Here is a 14,313-nt window from a genome sequence, read left to right on the forward strand (position 1 = left end):
AATATCGCGTCGATGTAATTTCCAATTTTTTAACCGGGAGGAAGACATGGCAAGCAATGAACAATTGCTGGCAGAGATTGACCTGGTGGGATGTCCGCTGGGGACGGTGCTGGATAAGACAGAACCGGATCAGAGTATCGAGGAGCAATATTTCAAGGGTTGGGGGAATGCGCTGGTCGCACCCCCCAAGTGGAATATGCTGAGTAATTACCGGGTGGTGAAAGATGGGGACACAGAGGTGTTGGAGCACACTGCCAAGTCGGATCGGTGCCTGATAGCGGGTGAGCCGTTGTGGGGGGATTACACGATGGAAGCGCAGGTGCGGCAGTTGAATGCATATACCCAGCCGGGCAATGACGATCCCCACGCGATTGTCGCCCGGTCGGGGGTTATGGTGCGGTATCAGGACCTGAGGCGGTATTATTATTTTTGTATGGAGGGGTTTGATCGGTTTGTGCTCTATCGGAGAGAAGACGAGGCCTGGACGATGCTGGCGGATCTGCCCAATGGATTTGATAGGGGACAGTATTACACGCTAAAAGTGGTGTGTGAGGGCGAGCGGTTTGCGTGTTATGTGAATGGCGAGCAGGCGTTTGTAGCTTATGACGATCGGTTTCCCACGGGGAAGGTTGGCGTGCGTACAAATACGCGGAGTCGCATGCGCGCGGTGCGCGCCACAACGAGTGCATCTGCCGATGCTGCGTATGTGAGCCGCTTGGACGCCTATGAAAGAGAAGTGGCAGGGGAGGCGGAGAAGTATCCGAAGCCCGTGCTGTGGAAGCGGATTGATATCGGCGAGTTCTGGCCGTGTGAGGCCCGATACGGCGATTTTAGAGGGGCAGGGCAAAAGGAAATTGTGTTGCAGAAGGAGACGGATGAAGGCTTGCGCGTTGTGTGCTTGAATTTTGACGGGGACGTGCAATACGATCAGACTTTTCCCGCTGCAAAAGGGCTGCAAAGATCCGTGGTACACGATCTGGATGGAGATGGGGTGGAAGATTTTATCGGTATTGAGGATGACAGGTTAAAGCTGGTGAGCGGAAAGTCGGGTGAGGTGACGGCGGAAACAGAATTGCCGAGGACGGGACCGTATCGGGGATACAGGAATGCGAGCATGGGAGATGTTTTGCATTCGCTCAGGGTAATCTGGCCGTGTAAAATTAGAAAGACGGAGAAGGCGCAGGATTTGATTTTGCGGGATGGGGATGGCGCGGGCACCGGGTATTCGATCTGGGCATTTGACGAAAATCTGAACTTGCGCTGGCGACAGGACGCGCACAATGCGTGGTATGGGATGTATATCTGGTTTTACGATGTGGATGGCGATGGGCGGGATGAAATTTTGCCCGGTTATGATCTGTACGATGGGGATGGAAATCATCTCTGGACAATGGAGGGGTCGGAGTACATCGAGGATTCTGGCGGTGCAGGGCATATTGACCACGCTTCTTTTGGGGAATTGGATGGGGATGAGAGCAATGGGCCAGAGGTCGGGATTGCGGGGAGCGATCCGGGATTTTTCCTGGTGGATGCGCGGGATGGCTCTTTGTTGAGTCACCTCCGCTATGGGCATGTGCAGGGGATTTACGCGGGGAATTTTAGACCCGATCTGCCGGGGTTAGAGATGTGGATGGGTGATCGGTGGGGGACTTATGGGATTATGAATTTGGTGAGTGGGCAGGGAGATCCGCTGTCCCGGATGGAGCCGGATAACATGAGCCAGGGGGGACCGGCTGTGAATTGGGCAGGCGACGGGCAAGAGTTGTTGTTTATCAGTACCAGCGCGGAATCATTCGGGTTTTACGATGCAGAGTGTCGCAAGGTGATCAAACCCGTGTGCGAGGGCGTGCCATTCGATTGGGCAGGTGGGGTTGTGGAAGATGTGGTGGGAGATTCGAGGGATGAGATTACGTATGTACACGAGGGCACCATTTATATTCTGACGCAGGATACACCTTATAAGGGCGATAAGATCTACGCGCCTGAGCGGCGGATGGATATTTCGATACCGGGATGGAAGGAGCACGATGCTTGATATTCGTCGCACGATCGGGTTGTTGATGGTGTTGAGTTTTGGATGCGGAGAAGAGGAGATGGCTACGCCATCCCCGGATTATGTCTCCGCATTCTATACGGGTGTGTTCGCGCTGGAGGTGGGTGCTTTTGATCGGGCGGATGCCAGTTTGAGCCGTGCTCTTACAATGGAACCCGATGAGCCGGCTGCGTGGGCAAATCGCGGGGTGTTGCGGTTGCGGCGGGGGGATTATGACGGGGCTGCAAAAGACCTGGAGACAGCGCGTTCACTGATGCCCGAGAGCGGCGCTATCGCGATGCTGCAGGGATTGGTTGAGCGGAGCAGAGGGCAATCCGACGCTGCTATCGCGTTTTTCGAGAAAGCGGCGCAACAGGGGCTTGTGAAGGCGCGGTACGCGCTGATGAAGGAGGTGGAGCGACGGGGGGGAGCAGGGAGTGAGGAAGAGGTCTGGACACAGTTGGAAGTCCTGATCAGGCAGGTGCCGGACAATCCCGCGCTGTGGATCGAGCGGGCGAGGCAGGCGGGCAAACGGGGGGATGAAAAGGCTCTGCGCGCATCGGTGGAGAAGTTGGGCGAGTGGTCGGAGGGGTGGCCGGATGCGGCGCGGGTGCAGTTGCGCAGTTTGCAGGGCGAGACGGAAGGGGGGAGTGAGGTAGCTTTGCAAGCGATGTTTTTGCACAATGTGTTGTTGCGCGATCCGATGTATCGGCGCGCGCTGGATGCACTGGTTGTGCCGGCTGAACGCCTGGGAGATCCCATAGTTAAATTTTTGAAGTTCAGTATGCCCCAGGCTATGCCGGCGCCTGCGGATTTGAACATGCGCTTTGAACCCGAACCTGTTGCGGGTTTGGAGGGAAGTGATTGGCAGGTGCTCAAGCCTTTCTGGTCGGAAGAAGAAGTAGAGGTGGTTGCGGCAAGTGCTTCTCAGGTACGGGGGACGGAGGGGATTGCGGTTGATTCCCCAGGGGTGTTGGGGATGCTGGCGGTTGATTGGGATAACGATTTTGCGTTAGATCTCGCGCTGGTGGGGGCAGAGGGTTTTCGGTTGTTCCGACGTACTGAGGATGGCGGGATTGAGGGTGTGACTGATTCCATCGGGTTGGACGAAGAAGAGATAGTTGGCGTGTGGGGAGCGGATGTAGAGATGGATGGGGATGTCGATTTCGTTTTGGGGCGTTCTACAGGACCGCCTCTCGTGTTGCAAAACAATGGAGATGGTTCATTTGTGGCGCGAGAACTTTTCGGTAATGTAGATGGACTGAGGGGATTTGTGTGGGTAGATTGCGATGGAGATGGCGATCCCGATGCGGCGATGCTGGATCGAGAAGGGCAATTGATTGAGGCGGTTAACGAGCGGGCGGGTGTATTTACGCCGGGGGCGAAGAAGGCGGTGGATGGCGTTGCGTTAAGCGCGGGAGATCTGGATCGAGACGGGCGTTTAGAGCGCGTGGTTGTAGATGGGGATGGCACTGTGATGGCTGTGTCGCAAGGGGAGATAAGTACGCTGATTCAGGCTGATTCAACCGCTGGTCCTGCTCCGCTTCTCATAGCGGATCTGGATAATAATGGCGCGCTGGATCTGGTTTTTGACAAGCGTGCCTATCTGGCGTCGGAAGAGGCTTACCACGCTCTGGACCTGAAAGCGCGCGTGACTGGTGTGGCGGATTTGACGGGTGATGGTCGGCTCGATTTGCTGGGTGTTTCGGATACAGGTGAGGCGCTGCAACTGGTGAATGGGGGCGATTTGGCGTATCACTGGCAGGCGGTTCGCCCCGTGGGCGGTAGGGCTTCTGGCGATGGGCGGATCAATGCACTGGGTTTGGGTGCAGAAGTGGAGTTGCGTTCGGGTGCGTTCTATCAGAAGCAAGTGGTGACGGATCCGGTGGTGCATTTTGGGTTGGGGACTTATACGGGGACAGATCTCGTGAGGATTGTGTGGCCCAATGGGATGCCTCAGGTGGAGTTCGATCTGGAGGTGGATCAGGTGGTGGGTGCCGTACAGCGGTTGAAGGGGTCGTGCCCCTGGGTGTTTGCGCACAATGGGTTGGAGATGGGGTTTGTAACGGATTTTCTGTGGCGGTCGCCTCTGGGGATGCGGATCAATGCTCAGGTGGTTGCGGGTATTGCTCAGACGGAGGATTGGGTGAAGATCAGAGGCGATCAGCTAATTGCGCGAAATGAGGTGTACGATATTCGGATTACGGGTGAACTCTGGGAGACGCATTTTGTCGATTGGGTGTCTCTCGTCGCAGTTGATCATCCCGAGGGGACGTCGGTTTTTGTGGATGAGCGTTTTGCCCGGGGTGCGCCATCGCTCGAAATTTACGCGACTACGCAGCCCCGATCCTTTGCTATTGTGAAAGATGATCGGGGGCGCGATATGACCGATAGAGTGCGGGTGCGGGACGGACAGTATGTGGATACTTTTGGGCGGGGTATTTATCAAGGGGTGACGCGAGAACACTATGTAGAGGTGGAGATGGGAGACGAGGTGCCCAGAGAAGGACCTTTGTGGCTGGTCGGTCAGGGATGGATTCATCCGACGGATAGTTCGATCAATGTGGCGCTGGGGCAGGGTAGCCATCCGCCACCCCAGGGCCTTTCTCTGCATGTATTTGGTGGGACAGATTGGCGCGTCGTGTATCCTGATCTGGGTTTTCCTGCCGGAAAGCGCAAGACAGTGTTGATTGATTTGAGCGGCGTTTTTCCGCGGGATGTTTCCCGAAAATTTAGATTGCAGACTAATTTGGAGATTTATTGGGATCGTTTGGCGTGGGCTGTGCCGCTTGAAGACAGTGTGATGACGGTTCAATCTGTGCCTTTGGCGAGCGCACAGTTGCGTTATCGCGGGTTTTCGCAGGTGACGGAGGCAGATGCGAGTTCGCCCGAGGTGCCGGATTACCACGCGCTTGACGGAACTTCGCAAATGTGGCGAGATCTCGTGGGGTATTATACGCGATATGGAGATGTAGAGCCATTGCTGGCACAGGTCGATGACCGATATGCGATTGTGAATGCTGGAGATGAGATCCAGTTGCTGTTTGCGGCTTTGCCAGATCCTGGGGAGCAGGTGCGGGATTTTGTTTTGAAAGGCGATGGGTGGGTTAAGGATGGCGATTATAATACGGCTTTTTCAACGACGGTGTTGCCCTTGCCAGCGCATGGGGTTTTGTCTTATGATCGCGCGCCTGAAACACTTGAAGATGATCCGGTGTTTAAGCGCCATGCAGAGGACTGGCAGCGGTTTCACACGCGGTATGTGACGCCCGATTGGTTTGATCGGGCGCTGAGGAATGACAGGCCATGAAAGACAGCGGGATAGAGGAGAGACATCCCAATCGCGTTGTGCGGATTCTGGTGGTGCTGTTTTTTGGGCTATTGCTGGTGGTGTTGGGTATGATGAAGTGGGGAGGATGGCAGGTGGGGGAAATGAGTGGCACTGGCAGTGAACGATATGGATTCTATCTGAAGGAAGTCGGAAAACAGGTGGGGATCGATTTTGTACACGAAGCGCCTGGGCTGGACGCAAAGCTGGATCATATTATGCCGATTATCGCGTCGATGGGCGCGGCGGTTTCGGTGGTGGATTACGACCGGGATGGTTGGCAGGATTTGTATGTGACCAGTAGTCGGAAGGGCAGTTTGAATCGGCTGTATCGCAATTTGGGAGGGATGGGTTTTGAAGATGTGGCTGCGGCAATGGGCGTGGCGGATGTGAATCACGAGGGTGTGAGTATGGGATCTGTGTGGGGGGATTACGACAACGATGGGTTCGAAGATTTGTTTTTGTATAAATGGGGCCGCCCCGAGTTGTTTCGCAATCGGGAAGGGAAGGTGTTTGAGCGCGTGACGGAAACAGCGGGTTTGCCCAGGTGGATCAATGCAGGGAGTGCGATTTGGGTAGATTACGACTGCGATGGGTATCTGGATATTTTTGTGGCGGGTTATTGGTCCGAGTCCCTGAATTTGTGGGATTTGGAGACCACGCGGATGATGCCGGAGAGTTTTGAATACGCGAATAATGGGGGGCGGAAGTATTTGTTGAGAAACTCGGGTGATGGGACATTTGAAGATGTGACGATGAAGGTGGGAATCACGAGCAGGAGGTGGACACTGGCGGTAGGGGCGGCGGATTTGAACGGGTCGGGGTTTCCCGATCTGTTTTTGTCCAATGATTACGGAATTTCCGAGTTGTATGTGAACGAGGGCGGAAAGCGGTTTGTCGAGATGGGTGAGCAAGTGGGGGTGGGGCGTCAGCCAAAGAGCGGGATGAATGCCGCGTTTGGCGATGTGCTGAATCGGGGAGATCTGGCAATTTACGAGACCAATATTTCTCAGGCTGGCGTTCTCATTCAGGGGAATAATTTGTGGGTGCCCGTGGGAGGCGAGACCTTGCGGTTTGAGAATTTGGCCGGGGCGATGGGCGTGGATCTGGGCGGGTGGAGTTTTGGCGCGCAGTTTGGGGATTTGAACAACGATGGGGCGCTGGATCTCGTTTTGACCAATGGGTATGTTTCGGCAGATGGCAATGGAAGTTATTGGTATGATTTTTCTCAGGTGGCGGGCGGGCATAGCGCGATTATCTCTGATGCGAAAAATTGGCCGCCGATGCGAGGCAGGAGTTTGGCAGGCCATCAGACCAAGTGCGTTTGGGTAAACGACGGGATGGGGCAATTTGTCGAGGTGGCACAGGCAGTGGGGGTTCGGGATCGATTCGATGGGCGGGCTGTGGCTCTGGTAGATCTGTGGAACCGGGGGGTGCTGGATGTGGTGGTGGCCAATCAGCGGGGCCCGCTTTTGTTGTACCGCAACACAGTGCGGACAGAGGCAAACTGGATTGGGTTCGAGCTGGTTGGGCAGCGGAGCAATCGCAGTGCGATTGGGGCGCGGGTGCAGGTGTTCTGGAATGAGGAGGTGCAGGTGCAGGAGGTATTGGGCGGTAGCGGTTATGCTGCGCAGAATCAACGTCCACTGCATTTTGGTTTAGGCGCGGGTGCAGTGGTTGATAGCGTTGCCATACGCTGGCCATCGGGACAGGTACAGATGTTTTACGCGCCCGATGTGCGGCGGGTGCATCGGATTGTAGAGAATTGAAATGGATCGAGCGAGTGGGTTCTGGAAGTCGGTCTGGACGGGGTTGCAAAGCCGCTATCTGTCGCCGGCATTGATTACTTGCATTCTGGTTGGGGGACAGGTTACTTTTGGCTTTTTGGAGAGTTTGGGGCAGACGCTGACAGCTATCCTGAGTAGCGTACTGACGGAATTTGCACTGGGGCGGTTGACGTGGGGTGTGTGGCCGGGGCTGGTCAGTGCGTATATTACCGGGATTAGTGTGGGTATTTTGATCCGCTCGCCTCTGTTTTGGCCTTATGTGTTGTGCAGCGTGTTGTCTATTGCATCTAAGTATGTGTTGCGATGGCGCGGCAGGCATTTGTGGAATCCATCCAATTTTGGGGTGAGTATTATGCTGTTTCTCGCCCCTGAAGTGGTGGCGGGGTTGAGTATCCAGTGGGGCAATACCCTGTGGACCATGGTAATCATCTGGATTCTGGGAAGTGCTGCGCTCTGGCGATTGCGGCGGTTTCATATCTGCGCGGTATATGTTATTTCGTTTTTGGCTTTTGCTTTTATTCGCTGCATGTTTACCGGGCAGGCGTATTTGACGAGCATTGCGCCGATTACAGGACCGATGTATCAGTTGTTCATTTTTTTTATGATTACAGATCCCAGAACGACTGTGATGACGCGAAAAGGGCAGTGCTTTGTCGCGTTTCTGGTGGCTTTTGTCGAGATGATTTTGCGCTTGAATGAAGCGATTTACGCACCGTTTTACGCGCTGTTTCTGGTAGGACCTGCGGCGAATGCGTTTGAGATATGGAGGGGAGAGGCGAAGGAAACGGCTGATGGATATAATTGATTTTGTGGTGTTGGGAGTTGGCGGTTTTTTGATTGGCGTGATGCGCGCGGGATTTGGCGGTGGTATTGGTGTGGTGGCTGTGCCAGTTCTCGCGCTCGCAGTGCCCGCAAAGTCCGCACTGGGGCTTGTTTTGCCACTTTCTCTGACAACCGATGTGATCAGTGCGCGGTACTACTGGGGACATTGGGTTGGAGACCATGTCAAGGCGTTGATGCCCGGTATGGTACTGGGTATTTTGATTGGTGCGGGTATTCTGGATATTGTGCCAGAGGTCTGGTTTCGACGCCTGTTAGGCGCTCTGGCATGTATTTTTGCTGTGTTACAGACCCTGAGGGATCGGGTACTGGTGAATGTACGACCGCCGGGACCGTGGATGCGTTTTGGCGTTGGTGTGACTTTGGGAGTGGTTTCCACATTGGTTTCTGCGGGGGGCGTGATTTTGATGTTGTATTTGTTGCCACAGGGCCTGGTCGGGCGCACATTTGTGGGTACTGCGTGGATTTTTGGCATTGTTTTAAATCTTTTGAAGTTGACGCCTTATGTTTTTTTGGGATTGATCAATTTCCAGAGTTTGGTGATGGATACGTGGATGTTGCCGGCTTTGTTCCTGGGGGCAGCGGTCGGTTTGTTTTTGAATAGACGGTTATCCCCAGTGTGGTTTAACCGCAGTGTGCTGGTTCTGGTGCTGGGAATTGGACTGAAATTGATGTTGTCATAAAAAATAAGCGAATAGACGAATAGACGAATGGAATACACACTGATTTTGGGAGGATGGGCGGGGTTCGTAGATTCGTAGATTCGCTGATTCGTCCGAGGTGTTGTATGGGAAGTACTGAACGCGATCGTTTCTGGACGCTGTCAAATGCCGTTAGTTTGTTGCGCGTGGTGCTGACTCTGCCCGCTATATGGCTTATTGCATTGGGGCCGGATTATGTATGGGAAGCTTTCGGCGTGGTGGTGGTGATGATTGTCAGCGATTGGATAGATGGGTGGCTCGCGCGCTGGCGGGATGAAATTTCACAGTGGGGGAAGATTCTCGATCCTCTGGCTGATAAGGTGGCTGTTGGCGCGATTACAATTGCCATGGTTGTGTTCAAAGATTTGCCCGTATGGCTGGTTGTGGTCGTTTTGTTGCGCGATGTGGTGATTTTTTTTGCGGGGATGTATCTGGTCAAGCGACGCGATGTGTTGTTGTCTTCCAATTTTTGGGGCAAGGTTACAACGCTGGTGCTGAGTGGGTTGCTTTTGGCCTATTTATGGGATGCCGATGCGCTCAAGCCCCTGCTGATTGGTCTGAGTGTTGTGTTTCTCGTTGTTTCACTGATTAGTTATGGACGGCAGTTTTATGATGTAATAAAAAGATAGCGGGGTCGATGTGCGGATCAGTGTGATTATTCCCGTTCTAAATGAAGAAGCTGTTATCGGCGCGTGTCTGACTCAGTTTTGCGATGTTGAGGACGTGGAACTGATTGTGGTAGATGGTGGGAGTGCGGATGACACTCAGAGGGTGGTTGCGGCGCGTGGTGGAGCACAATGGGTCCAGGTAGCGAAAGCAGGACGAGCACTGCAGATGAATGCCGGTGCAGAACGGGCGACGGGCGATGTGTTTTTGTTTTTGCACGCCGATACATTTTTGCCCTCTGATGGGTTGATGTTGATACGCGATTCGCTACGTGTGCCCGGTGTAGTGGGCGGGCGATTTCGGCTCGGCTTGTCGGAGAAGACGATTGGTTTTCGATTGGTTGCGTTTTTGAGTACATTGCGCTCCCGGTATTTGGGGATTACTTATGGCGATCAGGGTATTTATATTCGGCGAGAGACTTTTAATGCTGTGGGGGGATTTCCATCCTTGCAGTTGTTTGAGGATTCAGAGTTTTGCTCGCGTGTGGCGCGTGAGGGCAAATTTGTAATGCTCAATGCACGGGTATGCAGTTCCACGCGGCGGTGGCGCGAGTGGGGTTTTGTTCGCACTGTGGTAGAGATGTGGGTGTTGCGTATTCTCTATACGCTTTCTGTGTCGGATGTCACGTTGAGTCGATGGTATCGGTGAATGAAATGGAATACAGGATATTTGGCAAGACGGGATGGGAGGTCAGTGAGATAGGGCTTGGCGGTTCGTGGTTCTACGGGCGTCCGGAGATGGGGCTAAAGCCGGTGTCACATGGGGTGGCGGTGGTGGAACGGGCGCTGGAATTGGGTGTGAATTATTTCGATACCGCGCCACTTTACGGACGCGGGCGCAGCGAAGAGGTGCTGGGTGTCGCGCTGTCGGGTGTGCGAGAGCCGTATTATCTGGCGACAAAGGTGGGGTATTATCCCGAGCCTTTTGACTATACACGCGATGCGGTATGGCGCGGTCTCGATGCGAGTTTGAAGCGGTTAAAGCGCGATCATGTGCACCTTTTGCAGGTGCACGAAGCCGAAAAAGCCGGGTGGCCCGGGTTGTTTGATGCAGGTCGGACTATAGAGGCGTTGTTGGAGATACAGGCTCAGGGAATTTGCGATTATATTGGGCTGACGGGTTCCGATCTGGATTTGATGTCTCGGGTGCTCAAAGAGACCGATGTTTTTGTTTCGGTGATTACGTTTTGCAAGTACGATTTGCTGACGAGAGAAGCGACTGAGGAATTGGTTCCCACAGCAGCGGCAGAAGGCGTTGCCGTGATTTGCGCTTCGCCACTGCACGCGGGGTTGTTGGGTTCAAAGCGGGAGCAGTGGATGGCGCAGGGGCGATTTGCCGATTTGTACGACAATCTGATTCGGGTAGAGAAAATTGTTGAAGATTTAGATGAACCCCTGACGCGTACGGCTTTGCGCTATTTGTTGTCGGACAATCGGGTGTCGATGTTGCTGTGCGGGGTATCGGATATCGATGAGTTGGAGGATAGTGTGCGTGTGTCGGATGGTGAGAGATTATCCGGAGAATTGATTGCAGAGATAGAGGGGGAATAGTATATGCAACCCATTCGCATAGGGATGATTGGTTTGGGTCATATTCCGCAGAATGCACATTTGCCAGTTCTTTCCCAATTGGTCGAAAAGGGCGAGGTAGTATTGCAGGCATTTTGCGATGTGGATCAGGGTGTTGTGTCTGAGCAGGCAAAGGTTTGGGGCGCGAAATCTGTTTACACAGATCACCGCGAGATGTTTGACAAAGAGGAATTGGATGGGGTTTATGTGTGCTTGCCCCCGGCTTTGCATACGGATGCGGAGTTGATCGCTGCGGAGAAGGGGATCGCTCTTTTTGTGGAGAAACCGCAGAGTTTGGATATGGCTCAGGCTGTGGCATTTAATGAGGCGATTGATAGGGCGGGTATTGTTTCCCAGGTGGGGTTCATGAGTCGCTACTATCCTTCTGCTGAATATTTGAAGGCGATGCTCGAAGCGCGGGTGCCGCGGCATGCACAGGTGCAGTTGTTTTACAGCGGGCGGCATATCCGATACTGGACGAGTCGCATGGCCCTGTGTGGGGGATCGTACGTGGAAAATACGATTCACATGATCGATTTGTTGCGTTTTTTTCTGGGGGATATCGAGGCGGTATCGGCGTTTTATTTTTACCGCGCGGAAGGTGAGGGACCAGAGCCGATCAATATGCCGTATGTCTATAATGTGAATTATCGATTTAAGAGTGGTGTGGTTGCCAATGCAACGACATCGCGGGTGTTGACCAATGTGAATTATGCGCGGCGCGAGGTGACACTTGTTGCCGACGATGCGCTTTTCGAGTGGTCGGCGCAAAATGTCGTGTTGAATGGCGAAGAAGTCGCGGCGTGGGATGGCCGTCCCAATGCGTTTGCGTTTCAGGCAGAGGCATTTGTCAGTGCTATACGGAAGGGAGACCGCACCTTGATGCGGAGCTCTTATGGCGATGCGCTGAACAGTCTGGCGGCTGTACTGGGAGCCAATGCATCTGCCGAACGCGGTGGGGAGCTTGTGTTGTTAGAGGACATGATTGCAGGACGGGTGATGTGGTCACCTGGGGAGGATGTCTGACTGTGGATATGCATTTTGCAACCCTATCGGAATTGGGCGCGCGCTATCGGGCGGGGGATGTGTCGCCGGTTGAGGTGGTGGATGCATTGCTCAATCGCATCGACGAGTACGGCGATCAGGCAAAGGCGTTTATTACTGTTACGGCAGAACGCGCTCGCGCCGAGGCACAGGCGGCGGAGGTGATGTTGCGGTCGGGATCGGATTTGGGTCCTTTGCACGGCATTCCAATCGCGCTTAAAGATTTGTTTCACACGGCGGGTATTCGCACGACTTCGGGCGCGAAAGTATGGGATACATTTGTTCCGGAGGATTCGGCAACCGTCGCAAAGCGTCTTTCGCGTGTCGGCGCTGTGTTGATGGGCAAGACCAATATGGTGGAACTCGCGTTTGGACCTTATGGTTTGAATCCCCATTACGGTACACCGCCCAATCCCTGGGGATCAGAATGCGTGCCGGGTGGGTCGAGCAGTGGGTCGGGGGTGGCCGTGGCGGTAGGGCTGGTGCCTGTTGCTATGGGTACGGATACGGGGGGATCTATTCGGATCCCGGCGTCGTTTTGCGGTGTTGTGGGGCTCAAGCCCACGCTGGAACGGGTGAGCCGCGCTGGCGCAATGCCGCTTTCGTGGACGCTGGATAGCATGGGACCTTTGACGCGGTCTGTGGAAGATGCCGCGCTGGTGTTTGAGGCGATTGCTGGACCTGATGCGGCTGATCCAGTGACATTAAATCAACCGCTGGTGGATGTGGTTCGCGGGTTAAAGCGAGATGTGAAGGGGTTGCGCGTAGGATTTGTGCGCGATCCGTTTTGCGATGGGGCAGATGGCGTGGTTATTGCTTCGGTAGAAGCCGCGGCAGAGATTTTGTGTGACTTGGGGGTCAATGTGGAGGAAATGCAATTTCCCGAAGCGCGGGAAGAGTTAGACGAAGAGCTCGAGGGCCGCGGCAGTGCGATGATTATGTGCGTGGAGGGGTATGCATGCCATGGAGATTTGATTACCCGGCGGGGTGAGATGATGGATCCGCGCATTCGCGCGCGGATTGCACATGGCGCGTCTTTTTCTGCGCCAGATTATGCGGCGGTTTTACAAAAGCGCGAGGCGTTGCGAATCTCTGCCCGTGAGACCCTGCGAGATGTGGATGCGGTGATTTGTCCGACGATGTTGACGGTTGCACCGCGTATCGCAGATGTGGATGCTGCGCCCGTCAGGTTGACAACGCGGCTGGTCAATTTTTTGGGTTTATGCGCGGTGTCGGTTCCGTGTGGGTGGTCTGATGAAGCTTTGCCTATTGGCTTGCAGATTATTGGCAAACCTTATGACGAGGCTCGAATTTTGCGCCTGGCTTATGCTTATGAGCAGGCGGTAGGTTCGCGGTTGGCTCCCGACTTTATTCAGGTATAAATTCCGTAGTGAAGATCAGGTTGAGATCGACTTTTTGGTCGATCATGCCCAGGCTGTGGAGGATGTCCTGTGTTTGTTGCCACTTTGCTTCCGTTTGGGCACCCAGGCCCTGTTGTTGTGTGTCGGCGCTCTGCAATAGGGGAATCAGATATTTGAAATTGGCGCGATTGAAGGCTTCATCGCTTTCGGGGCGTGCGGCCATGTAGGCTGCTACCGCATCTTCGGGATGATCGACGGCGTGTTGCCATCCGCGCAGGCTCGCCCGCAAAAAGCGTTTGACCAGATCGGGATTTTCTTTGAGAAAAGACTCGTTGGCAATGATATTGGTGCTATATACATCGATGCCGTAATCCGATAGGGCAAGGCGATTGACCGCGTGGCCCTGAAGTTCGACTGTGACGGGTTGGTCTTCGGTATATCCGAGCATGGCATCGACTTGACCTGCGAGGAGTGGTGCCGGGCTGGCTTCACTCATGCCCATGAGCTGTATGTCTTCTTCAGAGATATTCTGGTGGCGCAAGAAAGCTTGAAATTCGCGGTGTTTCGTGCCGCCGACATTGACGCCAATGCTTTTGCCGATCAGGTCCTGTGGTGTTGTGATATTTTTTTCTACGAGCGAATAAACGACCACCGGGGTTTGCTGATTGATTACGGCGAGCGATACAATGGGGATATTACGCGCTCTTGACATAACAGTTGCCGATCCGCTGGCTACGCCGAGTTTGTAGGTGCCGTTGCCCACGACGCGGGCCGCAGTGGGGGCACCACTGCCTTCGAGGATTTCGACCTCAAGTCCCTCTTGTTCGTAAAAGCCCTTTTGTTTGGCGACAAAAAAGCCCGCGTGTTCCATCTGCGCCTTCCAGTCGAGAATGAATTGCACTTGTGTCTTGTCTGTACTCGTACAGGAGAGGGTGAAGAGGGCGAGGGCAAGAGCGATGACTATTTTTTTCATGGGAATACTCCTT

11 protein-coding genes are annotated in these 14,313 nt (G+C 54.2%); 10 read left to right on the forward strand and 1 reads right to left on the reverse strand.

Annotation, left to right across the window (positions count from 1 at the left end; all coding sequences use genetic code 11):
- Positions 1-46: 46 nt before the first annotated feature.
- The 10 genes from OXH16_20070 (at position 47) to OXH16_20115 (ending at position 13,348) form a co-directional block, all read left to right on the forward strand.
- Positions 47-2,035 carry a hypothetical protein gene (locus OXH16_20070; GenBank protein MCY3683703.1) on the forward strand — a complete coding sequence of 663 codons (1,989 nt, stop codon included), beginning with the start codon at positions 47-49 and terminating at the stop codon, positions 2,033-2,035.
- Positions 2,028-5,342, forward strand: coding sequence for an FG-GAP-like repeat-containing protein (locus OXH16_20075; protein MCY3683704.1), 3,315 nt, complete (start codon positions 2,028-2,030; stop codon positions 5,340-5,342). The genes OXH16_20070 and OXH16_20075 overlap by 8 nt, the downstream gene beginning before the upstream one ends.
- A complete protein-coding gene (locus tag OXH16_20080; protein MCY3683705.1) occupies positions 5,339-7,129 on the forward strand; it encodes a CRTAC1 family protein in 1,791 nt (596 codons plus the stop codon). The genes OXH16_20075 and OXH16_20080 overlap by 4 nt, the downstream gene beginning before the upstream one ends.
- Position 7,130: 1 nt before the next feature.
- Positions 7,131-7,952: a hypothetical protein gene (locus OXH16_20085; protein ID MCY3683706.1), complete on the forward strand. Its 822-nt coding sequence runs from the start codon at positions 7,131-7,133 to the stop codon at positions 7,950-7,952.
- Positions 7,939-8,670, forward strand: coding sequence for a sulfite exporter TauE/SafE family protein (locus OXH16_20090; GenBank protein MCY3683707.1), 732 nt, complete (start codon positions 7,939-7,941; stop codon positions 8,668-8,670). The genes OXH16_20085 and OXH16_20090 overlap by 14 nt, the downstream gene beginning before the upstream one ends.
- Before the next feature lie 104 nt (positions 8,671-8,774).
- Positions 8,775-9,317 (forward strand): CDP-alcohol phosphatidyltransferase family protein, encoded by a 543-nt coding sequence (locus tag OXH16_20095; protein ID MCY3683708.1) that lies wholly within the window; start codon positions 8,775-8,777, stop codon positions 9,315-9,317.
- Between the two features lie 10 nt (positions 9,318-9,327).
- Positions 9,328-10,002: a TIGR04283 family arsenosugar biosynthesis glycosyltransferase gene (locus tag OXH16_20100; GenBank protein MCY3683709.1), complete on the forward strand. Its 675-nt coding sequence runs from the start codon at positions 9,328-9,330 to the stop codon at positions 10,000-10,002.
- A gap of 5 nt (positions 10,003-10,007) precedes the next feature.
- Positions 10,008-10,904, forward strand: a complete 897-nt coding sequence (locus tag OXH16_20105; GenBank protein ID MCY3683710.1) for an aldo/keto reductase — start codon at positions 10,008-10,010, stop codon at positions 10,902-10,904.
- A gap of 3 nt (positions 10,905-10,907) precedes the next feature.
- Positions 10,908-11,948, forward strand: coding sequence for a Gfo/Idh/MocA family oxidoreductase (locus OXH16_20110; protein ID MCY3683711.1), 1,041 nt, complete (start codon positions 10,908-10,910; stop codon positions 11,946-11,948).
- On the forward strand, positions 11,924-13,348 hold the full coding sequence (locus OXH16_20115; GenBank protein ID MCY3683712.1) for an amidase: 1,425 nt from the start codon (positions 11,924-11,926) through the stop codon (positions 13,346-13,348). The genes OXH16_20110 and OXH16_20115 overlap by 25 nt, the downstream gene beginning before the upstream one ends.
- Here OXH16_20115 and OXH16_20120 read toward each other — a convergent pair.
- Complete coding sequence (locus OXH16_20120) at positions 13,335-14,300, reverse strand: ABC transporter substrate-binding protein (GenBank protein ID MCY3683713.1); 966 nt, start codon at positions 14,298-14,300, stop codon at positions 13,335-13,337. The two genes, OXH16_20115 and OXH16_20120, sit on opposite strands and share 14 nt — an antisense overlap.
- Positions 14,301-14,313: the final 13 nt, after the last annotated feature.

This window comes from Gemmatimonadota bacterium, from assembly GCA_026705765.1.
Taxonomy (GTDB): Bacteria; Latescibacterota; UBA2968; order UBA2968; family UBA2968; genus VXRD01.